This is a genomic window from Polyangiaceae bacterium, from assembly GCA_016715885.1.
Taxonomy (GTDB): Bacteria; Myxococcota_A; Polyangia; order Polyangiales; family Polyangiaceae; genus Polyangium.
Genome location: JADJXL010000028.1, coordinates 440,729 through 459,789, shown reverse-complemented (window position 1 = coordinate 459,789; position 19,061 = coordinate 440,729). Strand labels below are relative to the sequence as shown.

The window sequence follows — 19,061 nt, the reverse complement described above, 5'->3', positions numbered from 1 at the left end:
GAGTACGCATGATGCAACCTACGGGCCTTGCGACGCTGGAGCTTTGGATCTCGGTATTGTTGCGGCGAAAGCCGCGGACGGACGCAAACTGCAAGCGTGCTGCCGTCATGGCAGGCGCAGACCATGCGCATGGGCGCATCGATTGCGCAAGGGGCGAGCTCAGTCCACCGAAGGCGTGACGCCGAGTTCCATGAGGACGTTGTCGGCTCCGTCAGTGTCCAAAACCCACTGCACGTACCGGAAGTCGACATGAATGGATCGCGTGATTTCCGGCAGGAACACCACGTCCGAAGCCATCGATTCGTAGTTCCCATCGAAGAGCAACCCTACGAGCTCGCCCTTCGAATTCATCGTCGGTGACCCCGAATTGCCGCCGGTCGTATCGACGTCGCTCAAAAAGTCCACGGGCACTTCCCCGAGCGTTTCACTCGAGTACTTGCCGTACTTCTTGGCTTTCGCCGCATCGAGCAGCTTGGGCGGCGCGTGGAAAGGTTCCTCGCCCGTCGCTTTCGCGGCCATTTCGGAAATCGTGGTGAACGGCCGATACACCGGAGCTGTTGCCGACGGACGGTACCCACGCACCGTTCCATACGTCACGCGCAGCGTTCCGTTCGCATCCGGAGCCAGCGGCACGCTTCGCATCTGTTGAAGCGCATCGAAGTAGCGCGGACGCAGTAAGCTCATCGCCCCTTCGAACGCTTTGCCCCGCTCTTCTGCCGCCGCATAAACCGGGCGCAATGCCACGGCGAGCTTGATCATCGGGTCCTTGCTCTTGTCGAGATCGGCCTTCTTTGCCTTGCGGAAAAGCTCGAGCCGCGTTTTTTCGTCTTCGAGCTTCGTTTGGTACAGGTCCGCGAGCGCCTTGTCGATCGACGCCCTGTCGAGCTTCTTGCCGACGATCGTCGTCATGAACCCAGGCCGATCGGCATCCGGGAGCTTGGCGACTCGTTCGAGCTCCAGGCCGAGCAGGGTCAGATCGATCGCGCGATCGTACGAGCTCGTCATGCGCACCAGGCGTTGTTCGAGCCGTTTCCAGTTGCGCTCTTGGAAGTCCGGGTCACGAGCGGCATCGGGTTTGTCCCGCTCTTCGGCCATGCGGACGATCATCATGGCGGCCGAAAACATGTCGGCGCTCATGTTTACCCGCTGCAGCGCCATGTCTTCTTCACGCGTTTTCTTGCGTTCGCCGACGAGGGCCGTGATCTTGCTCATCACGTCGCCAAAAGCCGCTTTGCGCTGCGTTTCGGCGTCGATCCATGCCGAAAGCTCTTGGTCCTCTTTCTCGCGCCGAGCAGCGACGCCCCCCCTTGCCCAGCCCCTCGGACAAACCTTTGGTGCGCGTCAGCCCGTTGCCGAGGTAGCCCACGGTCGGCTGAATTTTCACGCTCAGCTTGGGCTGCTTTTTCTCGAGGTCTTCGAGGGCGGCGATGGCTTGTTCGTAGGCCGCAATTCGTCGCGGAAAGTCCCACTCGACGGCTTCGCGGACTTCGAGGGCCGTGCGAAGCCGGTTCGTCCTGCCGGGATACCCCGCGACCATCACGAAGTCTCCGTCGGCGAGCGGTTTCGATGCGACGCGCAGGTAGTGCGGCGGCTTGTAAGGAACGTTCGACGCGGCGTGATCCGCTGGCTTTTGATCTTTGCCCACGTAGGCGCGCAAAAACGAAAAATCACCCCCGTGACGCGGCCATCGCCAGTTGTCGATTTCTCCGCCGAAATTACCCACCCCTTCGGGCGGCGCGTAGACGACCCGCACGTCGCGAAGCTCGAGTTGCTCGATGAGCAAGTATTGCGCTCCGCCGAAATAGCTCTTCAGTGAACAGCGAACGCCGGGCTTGTCTTTTTCGCACGCGGCGACGAGTGCTTTTTCGCGTTCCTCGAGCTTGTCGTACCGAGCCCTGTCGTTCGGGAGTGATTCGAGGCCCGCGCGAACGTCTTTCGTGACGTCTTTGAACGATTGAGTGACGAACACGCGGTTGGTGGGACCGGCCCATTTTTCATCGGCGCGTGTTTTTGCATGGAAACCTTTCTGTGCGACATCTTGGTCCGGCGTCGAATTGACCTCTACGAACTGCAGCATGCGCGTCACGCAGTGGTGGTTGGTGACGATGAGGCCATCGGGCGAGACGAACGATGCCGAGCATCCACCGAGGCTCACGACGGCACCGAGCGGAGCGGTGGTGGGGTCGGTGAGAGCCTTTGGGTCGAGCTCGAGGCCAGCGGATTTCAGCGTCTCGTGATGAGCATCGAGCTGAGATGGCACCCACATGCCGCCAGGATTTGCAAACGGCTTTGTGTCGACGGAGGGTGTGGTCGCGGTCGAAGCTGCCGGAGATGCTTGCGGGTTTGACGTTACGACACGGCTGGTCGGTTCGGCGCCGCAGCCGACGCCGAGCGCAGAAACGAGCAGCGTGAGGGTCGAAAGAGATGCTGTGGGGCGAGGCATGTCGGGCCTTTAGCACCTTTGAACGGTCGTGGTGCAACCCCTGAAGAGTCCTGTTGACGCAGCGACGCTTGGGCGTTGATCTTGCACAATCATGCGCAACTTGACCGCTATCCTTGCTTCTTCGTTTCTCCTTGTGGGCTCGGCCTTCGTTGGTTGCACCAACGATGCCACGACGGGCAACTCGTCGGCTGCGACGAACGCGGGCGGCTTTGGCGGCGGCGGTTCGCAGGCGCCGGACTGCAATGGCAATCAGCCCGATGGGTTTTGCAACTACTTGGGTGACAACCCCGAAACGTGCGAATGCGCCGATTGCGCAAGCCGTGCCGCGTGCACGAGCCGGTGCGCCGACGATGGAACCTGCAACCTCGGCGCGGAAGCAGAAGATTGCACGTGCAACGACTGTTATTTCAAAGTCGAACAATGTCCGCCGACGAGTGTCGGGTGCGAAGACGATGGCATGTGCGAGCTCGACGAAGACTGCACGTGCGGCGATTGCACGGACCAGGCTCGGTGCACGCAAAACTGCGTCGATAACGGCTCATGTGTCCCGTACCTCGAAGGCTGCTCGTGTAACGACTGCAAGAACCACATGAAATGCGGCGGTAGTGGGAGCTCATCGTCGTCGTCGAGCGCCGCCTCATCGTCGTCGAGCTCGTCGAGCTCGGGAGGTGGCGGCGGTGGTGGCGGCGCTGGCGGAGCGGGTGGCGGAGCGGGTGGCGGTGGAGCTGGCGGAGCTGGCGGAGCGGGTGGTGGTGCTGGCGGAGCGGGCGGAGCGGGTGGAGGCGTGTAGAGTTCTGCGAATTTGCGCGTTCGAGCGTCGGGGCGGGTTGAAGAGGCCGTCTCAAAAGTCTGAACGTGCGTCCTCGACCCGGGGTTAAAACCCCACACATCAGCACCTCGACGATTTCGCATAGACTGCATGCCTCGCCATGCAGCCATGACGTTAGTCCGAGCGCGGCAGCGCGAGGACTTCTTGTCGTGTAGCGCGGGATTTCAATCCCGCGCGGGCGTGCGGTGTTGCAACCGCGGTCCGAGTTCTGAGACGGATCAACACAATCGTGGAGCGCGCCCGCGCGGGCGCTCGGTGACACACTACGGCTCGAGTTTTGAGACAGCCTCTTCAACCCGCCGCGTGGTCTCACCCCCCATCAAAATTTCACCACTCCGCCCATAACGCTCGATTGCGGTAGCGCTCGAAAAAGCGCGAGGCAATGGACGCGACCGTGAGCACGCGTGCTCCGCATACGTGCGTTCGTTGTAGTCCGCATGAAATCCTGCAATCGGGTGCGAGTTTTTTCACCGTATTCCGACGATTTGCATGATCCAGTCTTGGGACGATCCGTGATATAGGTGGAATGTTGCCTATGACTTTCCAAGTCGCGAGGTGCGGCTTGGACAACGAGAACGAGGTCGCTCATGGCGCAAACGCGAAGACGACTCGAAATGAAGTGGTCGATGGGTTTGGTGTCCCTGGCCGTGCTGGGGGCGCTGGGCTTTTCAGGATGCAATGCCGGAGACGGCGATGGAGCGTGTGTATCGGATGACCTGTACTTTGCCCAAAAAGTTTGGGCGCCGGTGCTCGCGGTCAAATGCGTGGGCTGTCATAGCCCGACGGGTATCGCGAACCAATCGAGCTTGGTGCTTCGCGGCAGCACCGAAGCCGGGTTTCTCGATTCGAACTTCGAGATCGTGAAGAATGCAGCGACGCTCGAGCAGGATGGCGAGTCGCTTCTTTTGGCGATGCCGACGGGTGGAACTGCATCACGCAAGCATCCTGGCGGCGTGGTGATCGATGAGGGCAGTGACGACTACGCGGCGCTCCAGGAGCTGGTCAACCGGTTCGACGAGCCGTCGTCATGCGAGACGAACCTCAACGCCGTGTTTGCCGGAGTGCAGCTCGCGACACCCGTGGAAACGCTCCGCAAAGCATCCCTTTCGCTCGTTGGGCGTCTGCCGACGGATGCCGAAGTGAAGGCGGTCGAAGCAGGGGGCATCGAAGCGCTCGATCCCATTCTCGACAAGATGATGACCGAAGACGCGTTTTATACGCGCCTGAAGGAAATCTACAACGATGTCTTTTTGACCGACCGTTACCTCGAGAACGAAGACGCGGTCAATCTGCTCAACGACGTCGATTATTACAATCCCAAGTGGTACAACGGGCTCTCTGATCCGGCCGAAGCGAACGCTTGGATCGAAAAGTACGGCGCCAGGAACTGGGACGATTTGTACAACAAGCTTCGTTCCTGGACGAACCGTGGCGTCGCTCGTGAACCCATCGAGCTCGTCGCGCATGTCGTGCGTGAAAATCGGCCCTTCACGGAAGTGCTGACGGCCAATTACATCATGGTCAATCCGTTCTCGGCCAAGGCGTACATGCTCTCGGGCGTGACGTTCAAGAACGACGCGGATCCCACGGAATTCGTCGAAGCACAAATCCCAACGATTCCGCACGCCGGTTTCCTCACGTCGCCGATGTTCTTGAATCGGTATCCGACGACGGACACCAATCGCAACCGAGCCAGGGCGCGCAAGGTGTACGAATTCTTCCTCGGAACCGATATTCTGAAGACGGCCGAGCAGCCCATCGATCAGACGATCGTGACCGAGGTCAATCCGACGATGAACGCGGCCGCCTGTACCGTGTGTCACGTCCAGATCGACCCCATTGCCGGTGCATTCCGCCATTTCGACGATCGCGCCAGGTACGATCCAATGACCCCGCCACTCGACGATATGCGTCCGCCGGGGTTTGGCGGAGAAAACATTCCTTACGAAAGGCTTTCGGAAGGACTCAAGTGGCTCGGGCCGCGTGTCGCCAACGATCCGCGGTTTGCTCTCGCAGCGGCATACACCGTGTTCACCGGCATGACGGGACAAGCTCCCCCGGTTGCGCCGACGGACCAAAGCTCGCCCGACTTCGCCAGCGAATTCGATTCCTACCTCGCGATCTATTCGCAATTCAGCAAGATCGCGCACGACTTCACGGACAGCAACTTCAACTTGAAGGTCGTGTTCAAGGAAATCGTCAAGTCGCCGTACTACCGCGCGAAGAATTCGCAACCGCTCACGACCGACCAAAAGTCGAAACTCTCGACGCTCGGTATGGGCCGATTCCTCACGCCCGAACAGCTCCACCGCAAGGTCTGGGCCGTGACGGGGTATCCGTGGCGTCCCAGGGCATTCGAAAGATGGCGGCTGGTCCAACGATTACCTGCTCATCCGAGATCAATACCGCATGCTGTACGGCGGTATTGATTCGGCTGACGTCGTCACGCGCGTCAAGAGCCCGAACGGCATCATGGCGAACATCGCCGAGCGCATGTCCAATGAAATGGCGTGTCGCGTCGTCCCGCGCGAATTCTGGAAATCCGCCGAGGAACGCTTGCTCTTCCCGCACGTCGAATTGACGTTCGAACCCGAAGACAAGAATGGTTTCCCCGTCGAACCGGCCGTGGTCGCCATCAAGAAAAACATCCAGCACCTGCACGAGCGGATCCTCGGAGAAAAACTCCCCGATGGTCATCCCGAAATCGAAAGGACCTACCAGCTCTTCCTCGAAACGTATCGCGAAGGCATCAAAGGCATGAGCGATCCGATGAAGAATTATTCCGAATCGCTCGATTGGGCGTGTCAGGTTCAGAATGACTTCTGGACGCGCGTCGAATTGCCCGACGAGGACAAACTGAGGGACGATCCGAATTACGTCATTCGTTCCTGGATGGCCGTTACCACGTACCTGCTGTCGGACTACCAATTCCTTTACGAGTAGGAGAGCCCCATGGATCGACGAGACTTTCTCAAGATAACATCGATGGCGGGGCTTGGAGTGGCCGCTGCCAGCTTGCCATTCTCCGACCGCGCCAGCGCGGCCGGACCCTACACGGGCACGTTGTGGGTCACGATTCAAGCCAGCGGTGGCTGGGACGTGACGAGCTTCTGTGATCCGAAAGGAGCAACGGGGCCGGATGATCCGAATCCGATGAACCATTACTTGGCCACCGACATCGGAACCGCCACAGGCAGCGCGAGCGGCATGCGATATGCCCCCACGCCCGAAAACAAGGCATTCTTCGACAAATACGCCAAAGACCTCATGGTCCTCAATGGCGTCGATACGTCGACGAACAGCCACGACGTCGGCACGCGCGTCACCTGGTCCGGCACGCTCGTGGAAAACAAAGCCTCCTTCGCGGCGCTCGTTGCAAGCCACGCGGGCGGAGCATTGCCGATGTCGTACATCTCCTACGGCGGCTACGACGTCACCGGTGGCACGGTGGCCGTGACGCGCGTGGGCAACCTCGAGGCCATTCGCAAGATTGCCTTCCCGAACATCATCGACCCTCTGTATGACCAGGACCAGACGCCTTTTCATTCAGAGGAGACCTTTGCTCGCATTTCGCAAATGCGCGATGCTCGGCACCAAGCCTACATGGCCAAGCAAAACCTCCCGCGGCTCAAAGAGTCGATGGGCATGCTTTATACGGCCCGCTCGGGTCAAAACGAGCTGAAGAAGCTCACGGAATACCTGCCGACGCAACTCGAGCAATCGAATTTGCGCAGGCAGGTGCAGATCGCGCTCGCCGCATACCGAGCTGGTATTTGCGTGAGCGTCAATCTCAGCACCGGCGGCTTCGATACGCACGGCAACAACGACCAAGGGCAATTCCAGAGTTTGGCCAGGATCTGGGATGGCGTCGATTACTTGGTCGAGCAATCCAAGGCGTTCGGTATTTGGGGCAATGTCGTGATCATCATGGGTTCGGACTTCGGCCGCACGCCGGGGTACAACGATGGCGATGGCAAAGACCATTGGTCCATTACGAGCATGATGCTCATGGGTAAGGGCATTCCAGGTGATACGGTCATCGGTAAGACGACCGATAGGCACAACCCTTACAACATCGATCCCAATACGCTGGCACCCGTGGAGGGCGGAGGTATTCGCCTGAAGCCGGGTCACATTCACCGCGCGCTCCGCAGGCTCGCGGGCATTGATCAATCCGAGCTCGCCGTTCGGTTCCCGATCAAGGAAAAGGAAGAGCTGCCGCTCTTCGGCTGATCGAAACGATTAGCAAGAAAAACCGAGCCCCCCGTGAGAATCGTTCTTCCGGGGGGCTTTGTTTTTTTGTCGTATCTACGTAGATTGTCTGATGACGCAAGTTGCGGGTGGGAATGGTTCGGTGCACGGAGAGACGCGTTGTGAGTGGTGTCGGCAAGAATGCACCCCCGCGCGGGGTTGAAACCCCGCGCGGGCGTGCGGTGACGCACTTTGGCTCGAGTTATGAGACGAAGCGCTCAGCGTCTGAGATACCTTCATCCTCGCAGCATTCCGCCCGATTGCTCCTCGCATTTGCCAAACACCCCGCTCACATGTTTGGGGTGCAGAGTCGCTCGAAGTGCTCCTACCCCGCTGCCGTGTGACTCGTGCGTGTCGAATCCCGAGCACGCCATCACTCACTATGGTAAGGCGTGATTCCGATCCGACATGCCTAAGCTTCTCGTCCACCCCGACGTTCACACGCACCTGGCTCAACTCGACGCCTCCATCGGCGATTCGATCCGCCAAAAAGTTTTATGGACCGAGGCACAACTCGCAATCACCGGGCGGACGTCTCGCGCCAAGGGCACAGTCGCTCAGGCATGGCGAAGAACCCCGGTGCGCGGAAACCAATACCCCCTTGACGACGTGTGTCCTGTGCTCCTCGATGAAGCGCAGGATCTCACGCCCGTCGAGATCGCATTGCTCCTCGAGCTCCCCCGCGCCATCGCGCGCCGTGATCGGGCCGCCCTCTTCATTGCGGCTGGCGACGAATCGCAAACGATTCATCCGACCGGTTTTGAATGGGGCATCGCCAAAGACCTCATTCGCGAGTGCCTGGGACGCGAGCCCAAAGATATCATACTCGGCCAAACGATGCGGAACCCGAGCGCAATTCAAGAATCGGGGCAAGTGATGCCCGGGTCCACATCGTCGTTGGGGTATGAGCATGCAGGAATGAATTTGACAATCTACCCAAAAAGGGCGATGATTCGACCATGCCGATGTCGAACCCGTCGAGTGGAAACATCAAGGGCTTGAGGTTGACGGATTTTCCCGAGCTCGTTCAGCAATGGCACCCGACCAAAAATGGAGATGTGAAGCCACAAGATTGCAGCGCGATTTCGTCCATGAAGGTATGGTGGTGTTGCCCAGTGAATGCGCACCACGCGTGGCGAGCGGCGATCTGGAATCGAACTCGTCGAGGTACTGGATGCCCGTTTTGCTTGGGCAGGCGAGCGACGGTCGACAATTGGTTCGAACGATTTCCTTTGGGTCTCATCAGGGAATGGGATGTCGAGAAGAATGGCAACATCGAGCCCGATGATATTTTGTATTCGACCGACCGACGCGTGTGGTGGAAATGCTCCAAGAATTCGAAACACGTTTGGCGGGCATCCGTGGCCAATCGAATTGCACGCCACGGCTGCCCTATCTGTGAAGGCAGACCGACATCGAAGCCCAATTCATTGGTGGAGTGCAGGCCCGACTTGGCCATGCAATGGCATCCTTCCAAAAACACGGACCTGTTTCCTGAAGACGTGACGATTGGTTCCCAAAGACGCGTGTGGTGGAGATGCCCCAACGGGCCGGACCACGAATGGGAGGCCATGGTCTCCATGCGCGTCCAATCGAGCGGTTGTCCATTCTGTCGCATGTTCCCGAGGCGGTTGTCGAGCACGAATTCGCTTGCAACGCGTGCGCCTCACTTGATTGCCGAGTGGCATCCAACGAAAAACGGGACATTGACGCCCAACGACGTCACGATGGGCGCGCCCCGAGCAGCATGGTGGGTTTGTCCCAAAGGTCACGAGTATGAAACGCTCATTGCTAACCGAACGCGAATCGGTCATGGAACAGGCTGCCCGGTGTGCGCTGGTCACCAGTTGATACCCTCGACGACATTCGCCGCCATATTCCCCAATATCGCGGCCGAGTGGCACCCGACGAAAAACGGTAGCCTACTACCTACGGACGTCGCACCTCATGCGGGGCACCGCGTGTGGTGGAAATGCGCAAAAGGCCCCGACCATGAATGGCAGACGATCATCAACCAGAGAACCAATGCGCAACGCCGTCGTGGATGCCCGTTCTGTGCCAATTTTCGTGTATCCGTCACCAACTCATTGGCATCCCGGTTTCCCGACATTGCATCGCAATGGCATCCTACGAAAAATCGCCCCTTGAAACCCAAAAACGTCGTGTTCAGCACCACCCGGAGCGTCTATTGGTATTGCCATCGTGGCCATGAATGGAAGGCGCCCGTCCGCGATCTCACCCACCGCGGGAGACGTTGCCCCCATTGCGTCTGGCGGTGAATCACACTCCTCTCCCAAAAGCGCTCCTCGAAAAAGCCGCCGCGCTCGAAGCAAAAGCCCAAAAGTAGCCCGTCCCATCTGCCCCCGTCATCGCCATCGTCCAAAACGCCCTCGGCTGGTCACGCTGCCGGGCCGCTTTGCCATGGATGCAATGGTCGTCGAAGAGGACACGCATCCTTTCGGGCACGTGGTGCCGGAGGGCCATCCAGCCGCCCTCGTTTTGGCGCCGAAAGACCACCCGGCGCGTTGACCCGAGCATTCTCTGGCCGCGAAAGTACGGTCGGCAAGCATGACCAGCCGCCGAGCTTTTTCGAAAACAAGGGTCGGCAGGTTTTGTGGACGGGTCTTGTTTCTGCAAAAGGGAATGGGCAGAGAGGCCGGTCGAGCTCGAGACGCCCGCATTCGATGCGGCCGAGCGGCCGGAGGCACTTGCGGCGCGAAAGGAGTGCGGGGGCGATTGTACGGCGATTCTCGGGCAGGCGCGGTTGATCAGCCCATCCAGCCGCATGCCGCACGTTGAACAACATGCAGACGATGAGCCAAAGTGACACGAAGGGTCGAAAGGCTTGCCCTACTTTCGCCAGCTACAGATTCCTTTGCCCTCACTACCCGAACAACGCGCCATTGCCACCGCACTTGGTGACATGGACGCCGAAATCGCTGCGCTCGAACAGCGCCGCGAAAAGACCCGCGCCCTGAAACAAGGCATGATGCAAGAATTGCTTACGGGAAAGCCCCGCCTCGTATGAGCAAAAACGTATTCGGACCAGCCCAATGAAGCTGTTCCGGGTCCTGCTTTGCCTCGCCGTCGTCGTGGTCCTGGTCGTTGGTTGCAGAAAGCGCGAAAAATTAGGGTCGATACCCATAAGCGCTAACTTGACCCGTTTGCACCCGCGCGCGGGATTGAAATCCCGCGCTACACATTCAAAAGTCCCTCACTACCGTTCGGGACTGGCCTTGTGGAATTTCGGATCGTCATCGAGAATCCTCGACGATTTCGCATAGATTGCAGACCTCGCCATGCAGCCATGACGTCAGTCCGAGCGCGGTAGCGCGAGGACTTCTTGTCGTGTAGCGCGGGGTTTCAACCCCGCGCGGGGCTGGGCGAGGATACGCGTTCCGAGTTTTGAGACCGCCTCTAAAACCCCGCGCGGGGCTGGGCGAGGATACGCGTTCCGAGTTTTGAGACCGCCTCTTCAACCCGGGGCGGGGCGACGAGTACGTTATGTTAGCGGTTATGGGGGCGATACCCCTGCTGTGCCAAGCGAACATGCCGAAAATTTGTCCGCATGACGACAGCCCTGGTAATGCCGAGTTGCGGGAGCAACGTGCTCCAGGCAGAGGAACGTCATGCATCGGAAGCTTTTGGGTGTTGGTGCTTTTCTGCTTTTTGCAACGTTTGGGATGCTGTCCGGGGTTGCTCGGGTAGCGCCAAGTAAAACCATTGCCTTGCAAGGTGACGGCCTTCAGCGCCAGGAAATGAGCGAGGAGGAGAAGGAACGACGGCGCGAAGAGTGTGCTCGAATGTACGAGTACTGTTATGATGCGTGTACGAAAAGGCATCCCAAAGAGCCCCCGGCACGTGGCAGGTGCCAAGATGATTGCTCGAAGAAAAATACGGAATGCATGAAGAAGATCGAGAGCAATCCTATCGAAGACCCGGATTACTGATGACGACCCTGACGACGCGAACGCTCCACTATGTCGATACGGACGGCGTCATGAAGTACGTCGTCATGACCCTGTTCACGCGCCTGGACGACGACGGCAACGTGAGGGCGGGTCTTCGCTTCGGGCCGCCGATCAATTGGGAGATGCTTCATCCGCGGGACGATTTGGTGCTTCAGATCGTCCACATTCTCGCCTTCTGGTGGGTTCGTCTTTTCAGGAGCGGAATGAAGCTCGCCAATAACATCCGGTGGGTCGATGGCCAGGGGAAGGAAAGTTTCAATTGCGGGCTGCCTGCCGTGCGCAAGAGGCCCTCGGATTGGGTTGCTCCCGAAATACCGCCACCGGAGAAGAACCCCGGTGACCTCACGGTATTGGACGAGTTATCCGTCAGTTTTCCGGATGCGAGTGGTGTCGAGTACGGGCGCCCTTTATTCGTGTTCATGCCCCAGCAAATCGATGAGAAGCATTGGAAATGCGGTTTCGCATTCGATGCAAAAGACAGCGGCCAAGTTCGCTACGGCGTTGGGGACGATTGGATCCAGTCATTCCTCGATGCAACCGCGATGATGCGCGTCGTTTATGGCTCCATGTTGCCCCAAGGCTGGACTCCTCGGACGGCCATCAACCTCGATCGTTTGCCCTACAAGATGGGTCGCGGCTACTTCATGGACGAACGCGAGTAGTTCGCGCCACCCCGTAAGGTGCATCGTGCCGGTTCACCGAGCCTCGTCGCCTCGGCGCCACCGAGCCTTCGTGCTTTCACGCCGGGCGCTGTTACCAATGACTGGTGAAAATGCAATCGTACAAAGTCGCCTCACCCAAAAACCTGAAATCAGTCACCACGTCGGGCATTCGCAATGTGCCAATGTCAGGTTCCAGGTAACCATACCCTGGAAACTTTTCCTGCAATATTCGCTCGATCGTCTTCCAATAGGGGATCGCGTCGATCGGTAGCTCGAATGATTGAGCATACTGTGGCAATTGCGGAATTGGCAACTCCCCAGACGGCCCGTACATGATTTCGTTTTCCTTCGCTTCGGGCTGCGACTCGCCGGAGATCGGCATGTCATCTTCGTCTTCGCGATGTTCGCCCATGCGCCCGTGCTGGTAGGTTCGACTCGAATACGAACAAGCATAATACGGCGCTATGAAGCTCACCGCAAACTGGAGCTCGCGGCTGCAGTTCGGTGAATCGTCACTCGGGAGTGCCAACGAGCCCGAATAGGCGCTATCAAAGGACCCGCTTGGGAGGTGAACGGAGTTATTTTGAACGACGCATGCGGGGAATTGCAAATGAATGCGTTGCAGGGCATCCATCCAAGCTGCCTGCTGTGCTCCCGCGTTTTTTCGGGCTGCGACCAAGCGTTGATGCTCAACAGTGACTTCATACCCGTATGGAGGCCATGCTTCGCGGGGAAAATCGGGCGGCGGAGGCGACGGCGGATCGCACAGCTCTGGCCACGCCATTGCGCCGGGCCTTTCAATGAGCCGTCCTCGCGGGAAGTATTGGCGAACGATATTGACGAGACTTTCGACGTTCGTGCTCATGGATGTTTGCTGCTCACGCGTGCGCCAGAAGCCCCGGTTTCATGAAGAATCTTCATCATGACCGCACCGAAGGGCGTCGCGTCAGCGCGTCGTTTGGCAATATTCGAATGAATACTTTTGCTGCATGTCGCAGAGATAATCTTGATCGCGGCAGCAGCCGATACAAGTGACGCTCGCCTCGCGCTTGTAGCATTTATCAAAGCAATCGAGCGTCTGTGTCGTGCACTCTTCACGTTCGCGCGGAGCGCCACCATCTACGTCTGCGAAGCGGCCCTTGTATTTCTCGCGCTGCCGGCAACCACCTAGTGCAATTGCGAGCGACGCCGCACAAAGCAGGATATGGATTGCCCTCATCTGAATGCCCCTCGTGCGTTCGTAGATTTCGCCATCACACATCACGCGTAGCTAGTCGAGGTTCTGGCACGAATAAAAATTATAGCTTTCATCACTATCGCACAACCGGCCATTGTCGAAGCAGCAGCGGGGACATTCCTTCAGCGCGTCGGCCTTATGGCACTCGATATTGCAAGCGCTTACCTTCAGCGTGCAACCTTCACGTCGAGGTGGCTGGTTGGCCTCTTCCTTTTCGGTGTCAGGTGTGCAACCCGAGATCGCACAGCACAGGATGCCAAGTAGGAGGGCAGCATTGGCCCATCCAAGGCAATTGGGTCTCTTGCGCATGCGTCATAGTGACACGCTGTGCGCGAAGGGGCAACAATCTCGTTCGGTGCCACCGGCTTGGCCGCGCACATGCGTAGCTTAGTCGCCTCGGCGCCACCCAGCCATCTTGCTTTCTTCGTAGACCGCCAACGCCACGCTTGCCATCCCACACGGCTTCACGTTATCCTCGGCCGAACCTGCGGAAAGACCCGTCTCGTATGAAAACCCTCATCGGCCAGCTCGAGCGCAGAACTCAAAAACGCATCGTAAAACTCTTCGTCGACGAGCTGAAATACGATTACATCGGCGACCTGTCCGAAGAGCAAAACAACCGCAACATCGACGAAGCACGCCTCGAACACTTCTTGTTCGCCTACCAAGAATACGACGACGATCTCATCCGCCGCGCCGTCGCCGATATCGTCAAAACCGCCGGCGACACGAGCCTCGATTTGTACTACCGCAACAAAGCCGTCTACGAAAAACTGCGGTACGGCGTCCCCGTGAAATCCGAAGTCGGAGCTACCACCGAAACCGTGTGGCTCATCGATTGGAACACGCCCGAACGCAATCAATTCGCCATCGCCGAAGAAGTCACCATCCTCCCGAATGATCCCAAAGGCCACGAAAAACGCCCCGATTTGGTCCTGTACGTCAATGGCATCGCCCTCGGCGTCATCGAATTGAAACGCGGCTCGGTCGACGTGTCCGAAGGCATCCGCCAAAACCTCGACAACCAAAAAGAAGATTTCATCGCGCCCTTCTTCTCGACCATGCAAATCGTCATGGCCGGTAACGATACCCAAGGCTTGCGCTACTGGACGCTGGGAGGCTCGCAAAAGGAATACTTGACCTGGAAAGAGGAGGGTCCCGGCGACAACCCGCTCGACAAAGGCCTGCGGCAATTGTGCGACAAGACGCGGTTCTTGGAGCTGATACACGATTTTATCGTATTCGACGCCGGAAAGAAAAAGATTTGTCGCCACAATCAATATTTTGCGGTCAAACTCGCGCAATCCCGCGTCCTGCAGCGCGAAGGCGGCATCATTTGGAACACGCAAGGATCCGGCAAGAGCCTCATCATGGTGTGGCTCGCGAAATGGATCCGCGAACATATCAAGGACTCCCGCGTCCTCATCATCACCGACCGGACCGAGCTCGACGACCAAATCGAAAAGGTCTTCAAAGGCGTCCAGGAGGACATCTATCGCACACGCTCGGGCGCGGACCTCGTCGAGCAGCTCAACATGCACGAGAAATGGCTGCTATGCTCGCTCATTCATAAATTTGGCCGCAAGGACGCCGACGAAAACGAGACCAACGCAGGCTTGAAGGAATACGTCGAGGCCGTGAAGCGGGCATTGCCGCACGACTTCAAAGCCAAGGGAACCATTTTTGTCTTTGTCGACGAATGCCACCGCACGCAATCGGGCGAGCTGCACGAAGCCATGAAGGCGCTGCTTCCGCAAGCCGTGTTCATTGGTTTTACGGGTACGCCGCTGCTCAAGTCGGACAAGAAAAAGAGCATCGAGATATTCGGCGGCTACATCCATACGTACAAATTCGACGAGGCCGTCACGGATCGCGTCGTGCTCGATTTGCGCTACGAAGCACGGGACATCGAACAACACTTGACGTCCCCGGCGAAGGTCGATCAATGGTTCGAGGCGAAGACGCGGGGCCTCACGCCGCTCGCGAAAGCGCAGCTCAAGAAGCGCTGGGGCACGATGCAAAAGGTGCTGTCGAGCAAATCGAGGTTGGGCATGATCCATGCGGACATTTTGCTCGATATGGAGGAACGGGATCGGCTTCGGAGTGGACACGGCAATGCGCTGCTGGTCGCGGGGAGCGTGTACGAGGCGTGCAAGTTTTACGAATTGTTTTCCAAAGGGCCGCTCGCGGGCAAATGCGGCATCGTGACGTCGTACGTGCCGAAACACGGGGACATCAAGGGGGAAGAGACGGGCGAAGGGGCGACCGAGGCGCTGGAGAAGTACGACATTTATCGGCAAATGCTGGCGGATTTTTTCAAAGAGCCGCCGGAAAAGGCGATGCACAAAGTCGAGGCGTACGAGAAGGAAGCGAAGCGGCGATTCATCGAAGAGCCGGGGCAAATGAAATTGCTCATCGTGGTGGACAAGCTCTTGACGGGGTTCGATGCGCCGCCGGCGACGTACTTGTACATCGACAAGACGATGCGCGACCATGGGCTTTTTCAGGCGATCTGTCGCGTGAATCGATTGGATGGAGACGACAAGGAGTACGGCTACATCATCGATTACAAGGATTTGTTCAAGAGTTTGGAAGGCGCGGTGCACGATTACACATCGGGGGCGCTCGATGGGTACGAAAAGGAAGACGTGGCGGGGTTGCTCGAGAATCGTCTCGCCAAGGGCAAAGAACGGCTGGACAAGGCGCTGGAGTCGATTCGTGCGCTTTGCGAGCCGGTGGAGCCGCCGAAGGATCTGGCAGCGTATCTGCGCTATTTTTCGTATCACGACGACCCCGCGCAGCTCAAAGAAACAGAGTCACAACGCTTGGCGCTCTACAAGCTGACGGCGTCGTTGATTCGAGCGTACGCGGACATTGCGAATGAAATGGAACAAGCGGGCTACATCGCGGCGGAAGCCGAGCGCATCAAAGACGAGGTGGCGATGTACGAGCACCACCGCGGGGAGGTGAAGCTGCACAGCGGTGACGCGATTGATTTGAAAGAGCACGAGCCTGCGATGAGGCACCTGATCGACACGTACATTCGTGCCGAAGACAGCAAGAAGGTGTCGGCGTTCGAGGACATGTCGCTGGTGCAATTGGTGGTTTCGCGCGGGTACAAGGAAGCGGTGAAGGCGCTGCCCAAGTCGTTCGGGAAGAAGGCCGCGGCGGAGACCGTGGAAAACAATGTGCGCAAGGTGATTCTGGAGCAATCGCCGGTCAATCCGAAGTATTACGAGAAGATGTCGCAACTGCTCGAGAGCCTCATCGAACAGCGGCGGCAGAATGCATTGGCGTACGAGCAATATTTGGCACAAATCGAGGATTTGGCGCGCAAGGTGCAGCAAGGGCCGGGGGGCACGGCGTATCCAAAATCAATCGATACGGCGGCCAGACGCGCATTGTACGACAACCTGGGGCAAGACGAGGCATTGGCGGTGAAGGTGGACGCAGCCGTGCGTTCGAGCTTGCAGGATGGTTGGCGTGACAATGCGATCAAGACAAAAAAGGTGCAATTGGCGATCAAGGCATTGTTAGGGGACGACGAGGAGCGCGTGGCGCAAGCATTGGCGATTGTTCGAGCGCAGCATGAGTATTGAGACGGGTGTGCTGACGGTGAACGGCATTGACGTGCTGGTCGTGCGCAAAGACATCAAGAATCTGCATTTGGCGGTGTATCCGCCGGATGGTCAAGTGCGCGTCGCGGCGCCTTCGGCGGTGACGAATGCGGCGGTGCGGGTCGCGGTGATTCGGAATTTGCCGTGGATCAAGCGGCAGCGAGCGGCGTTCGACGAGCAGCCGCGGGACTCGGCGCGCGAATATGTGAGCGGCGAGAGCCATTATCATTTGGGGCGGCGGTACTTGTTGCGGATCATCGAGGGCGATGGGCCAGCGCGCGTGGTTTTGCGCAATCGAACGACGCTGGAGCTGCACGTGCGCGCGGGTAGCACGAGTGTGCAACGCGAGCGGCTCTTGAAGGACTGGTATCGGGTGCAATTGCGCGCAGTGGTCGCTCCGCTGCTGGAGGCGTGGCAGAGGCGGATGGGGCTCGAGGTGTCCGCGTGGGGCATCAAGCGGATGAAGACGAAGTGGGGCACGAGCCACGCGGCTGCGCGGCGGGTGTGGCTCAATCTGGAGCTGGTGAAGAAGCCGATCGAGTGCATCGAGTACGTCGTCGTGCACGAGCTGGTGCACTTTTTGGTGCCGCATCACGACGAGCGGTTCGTGGCGCTGATGGATCGGCACATGCCGAAGTGGCGGTTTTTGCGCGCGGAGCTGAATGCGCAGCCGCTCACCGAGGAAAAGTGGGGGGCCAGAGAAGGCAAAGGTGCCAGCCCCTTTTGAAACGTCCGAACTTGGTCGAGGGCGGTGCACATCGCTAGGCCATCGTTCTTTTTTCTTGCCCCGTGCATGTCATCCGTTGTACCGTGCCCCCATGTCTGCCCGAATTATCGCCTATGTCACGGGCCTTCTTTCGGTGCTGCGCGAAATCCAATATACCCTCGCGCGGGCATCGAAGGAGCCCTTGGCGGCCATCTACGTACCCACATTCCAAGCGATTCGGGAAGAATGGCAGACCGTTCTTCTCGAGGAAATCGCACGGCTCGATGCCTTGTCCAATGCGCAAGCTTTGGTGAGCAAGGCCGATCAAGGCATCGACGCATTCGCGGGTCGCGTATCGCGCGCGGTCGACGACCATACCGATGGTCCGACGCGGAAGCAAATTCGCACGGCCCTTTTCAAGAACAAGAGCCTCAGCAAGTTTCGCCGCCCCGTGCTTGGCGGACAGCTCGACGCCATGACCGATTGGGCCGATACGCTCGGGAAATGCGGCGTCCCAGCGCTCGCAGCGCTCGCGCCCGAAGCCGCGACGCTGGTTGCCGCAGGGGAAGCTGCGCGTGACGAGCGGGAAAAGGCCCAAGCGGCGAATCGTCATTTTCGCACGGTGGGCCAGCGCAAGCAATTCATCGACAAACTGAATGCGACCCGGAAGGAAGCTCACGGCGGTTTGGCGAAATTGACTTTCGAGCATCCGAATCTGCCGCAAGATTTTGCGGATGGGTTCTTTTACAGCGAGCCGGTGCGCGACGACGAAGAAACGATCGACGAGGTGAAGGCGTCGATTGAAGACCTGGAAGTCAAGCTGGAAGAGCGTCGCGTGTTATTGAAGAAGCTCGAAGAGGAAGCGGAGAACGAAATCAAGGCCGAGCAAGAGCGGCAAGCGCGTGCGCAGGCCATTGACGACCTGGAAGCGCAAGCCAAAGCGCTGCTCGAAAAAGCCGCCGCGCTCAAAGCAAAATCCAAGAAGTAACCCGTCCCATTCGACCCCGTCACAACCATTGTCCAAAGCGCCCTCGACCCGTCGAGACGCCCGCATTCATGCGGCCCGGCGGCCGGGGGTTTTGTCGTGGCGAAAGCATTACGGTGAAAAGGGTACGGGGGCTGATTGGGGGAATGGGAGAGGATGGGCAGGTTGTGAAGGGGTGATTGGGGAATTGTGGGCTCGAAGTGGCGTTCGGTACTGCGCCCATTGACGTCGCATGGTGGTTCGGTGACGATGTTTTCGTATGATGGGCTGATGTAACAATTGGACGAACCGGGAGGACTCGGGCGATGCGGACTTGGAGCTTGCTTTCGGGGGTGGGAGTTGCGATTGTCGCGGCGTGGT

At 58.7% G+C, this 19,061-nt stretch carries 13 protein-coding genes and 1 pseudogene; 12 read left to right on the top strand and 2 right to left on the bottom strand.

The window, feature by feature from the left end; genetic code table 11:
- Positions 1-8 precede the first annotated feature (8 nt).
- Entirely contained in the window at positions 9-179 is a 171-nt protein-coding gene (locus tag IPM54_43205) for a hypothetical protein (protein MBK9266584.1), read from the top strand.
- On the opposite strand, the pseudogene IPM54_43200 reads toward IPM54_43205, so the two are convergent.
- A pseudogene (locus IPM54_43200) lies at positions 160-2,443 on the bottom strand (S46 family peptidase). The gene IPM54_43205 and the pseudogene IPM54_43200 overlap by 20 nt on opposite strands.
- A 91-nt stretch (positions 2,444-2,534) precedes the next feature.
- Between IPM54_43200 and IPM54_43195 the strand changes: the two are divergent.
- The 8 genes from IPM54_43195 (at position 2,535) to IPM54_43160 (ending at position 12,156) form a co-directional block, all read left to right on the top strand.
- A complete protein-coding gene (locus tag IPM54_43195; GenBank protein ID MBK9266583.1) occupies positions 2,535-3,233 on the top strand; it encodes a hypothetical protein in 699 nt (232 codons plus the stop codon).
- A 626-nt stretch (positions 3,234-3,859) separates the two neighbouring features.
- Entirely contained in the window at positions 3,860-5,701 is a 1,842-nt protein-coding gene (locus tag IPM54_43190) for a DUF1588 domain-containing protein (GenBank protein MBK9266582.1), read from the top strand.
- Positions 5,682-6,215: a hypothetical protein gene (locus IPM54_43185; GenBank protein MBK9266581.1), complete on the top strand. Its 534-nt coding sequence runs from the start codon at positions 5,682-5,684 to the stop codon at positions 6,213-6,215. The genes IPM54_43190 and IPM54_43185 overlap by 20 nt, the downstream gene beginning before the upstream one ends.
- Before the next feature lie 9 nt (positions 6,216-6,224).
- A complete protein-coding gene (locus IPM54_43180; GenBank protein MBK9266580.1) occupies positions 6,225-7,505 on the top strand; it encodes a DUF1501 domain-containing protein in 1,281 nt (426 codons plus the stop codon).
- A gap of 977 nt (positions 7,506-8,482) precedes the next feature.
- Positions 8,483-9,802 (top strand): zinc-ribbon domain-containing protein, encoded by a 1,320-nt coding sequence (locus tag IPM54_43175; protein MBK9266579.1) that lies wholly within the window; start codon positions 8,483-8,485, stop codon positions 9,800-9,802.
- Between the two features lie 566 nt (positions 9,803-10,368).
- A complete protein-coding gene (locus tag IPM54_43170; protein MBK9266578.1) occupies positions 10,369-10,551 on the top strand; it encodes a restriction endonuclease subunit S in 183 nt (60 codons plus the stop codon).
- A 601-nt stretch (positions 10,552-11,152) separates the two neighbouring features.
- Complete coding sequence (locus IPM54_43165) at positions 11,153-11,473, top strand: hypothetical protein (protein ID MBK9266577.1); 321 nt, start codon at positions 11,153-11,155, stop codon at positions 11,471-11,473.
- Complete coding sequence (locus tag IPM54_43160; GenBank protein ID MBK9266576.1) at positions 11,473-12,156, top strand: hypothetical protein; 684 nt, start codon at positions 11,473-11,475, stop codon at positions 12,154-12,156. Before IPM54_43165 ends, IPM54_43160 begins: the two co-directional genes overlap by 1 nt.
- 91 nt (positions 12,157-12,247) lie before the next feature.
- Here IPM54_43160 and IPM54_43155 read toward each other — a convergent pair whose 3' ends face one another.
- A complete protein-coding gene (locus IPM54_43155) occupies positions 12,248-13,021 on the bottom strand; it encodes a hypothetical protein (GenBank protein ID MBK9266575.1) in 774 nt (257 codons plus the stop codon).
- An 878-nt stretch (positions 13,022-13,899) separates the two neighbouring features.
- On the opposite strand from IPM54_43155, the gene IPM54_43150 reads away from it, so the two are divergent.
- The 3 genes from IPM54_43150 to IPM54_43140 all read left to right on the top strand — a co-directional run bounded on the left by IPM54_43150 (position 13,900) and on the right by IPM54_43140 (position 18,704).
- Entirely contained in the window at positions 13,900-16,992 is a 3,093-nt protein-coding gene (locus tag IPM54_43150) for a type I restriction endonuclease subunit R (protein ID MBK9266574.1), read from the top strand.
- Entirely contained in the window at positions 16,982-17,737 is a 756-nt protein-coding gene (locus tag IPM54_43145; GenBank protein ID MBK9266573.1) for a M48 family metallopeptidase, read from the top strand. The genes IPM54_43150 and IPM54_43145 overlap by 11 nt, the downstream gene beginning before the upstream one ends.
- Before the next feature lie 91 nt (positions 17,738-17,828).
- Positions 17,829-18,704 (top strand): hypothetical protein, encoded by an 876-nt coding sequence (locus IPM54_43140; protein ID MBK9266572.1) that lies wholly within the window; start codon positions 17,829-17,831, stop codon positions 18,702-18,704.
- Positions 18,705-19,061: the final 357 nt, after the last annotated feature.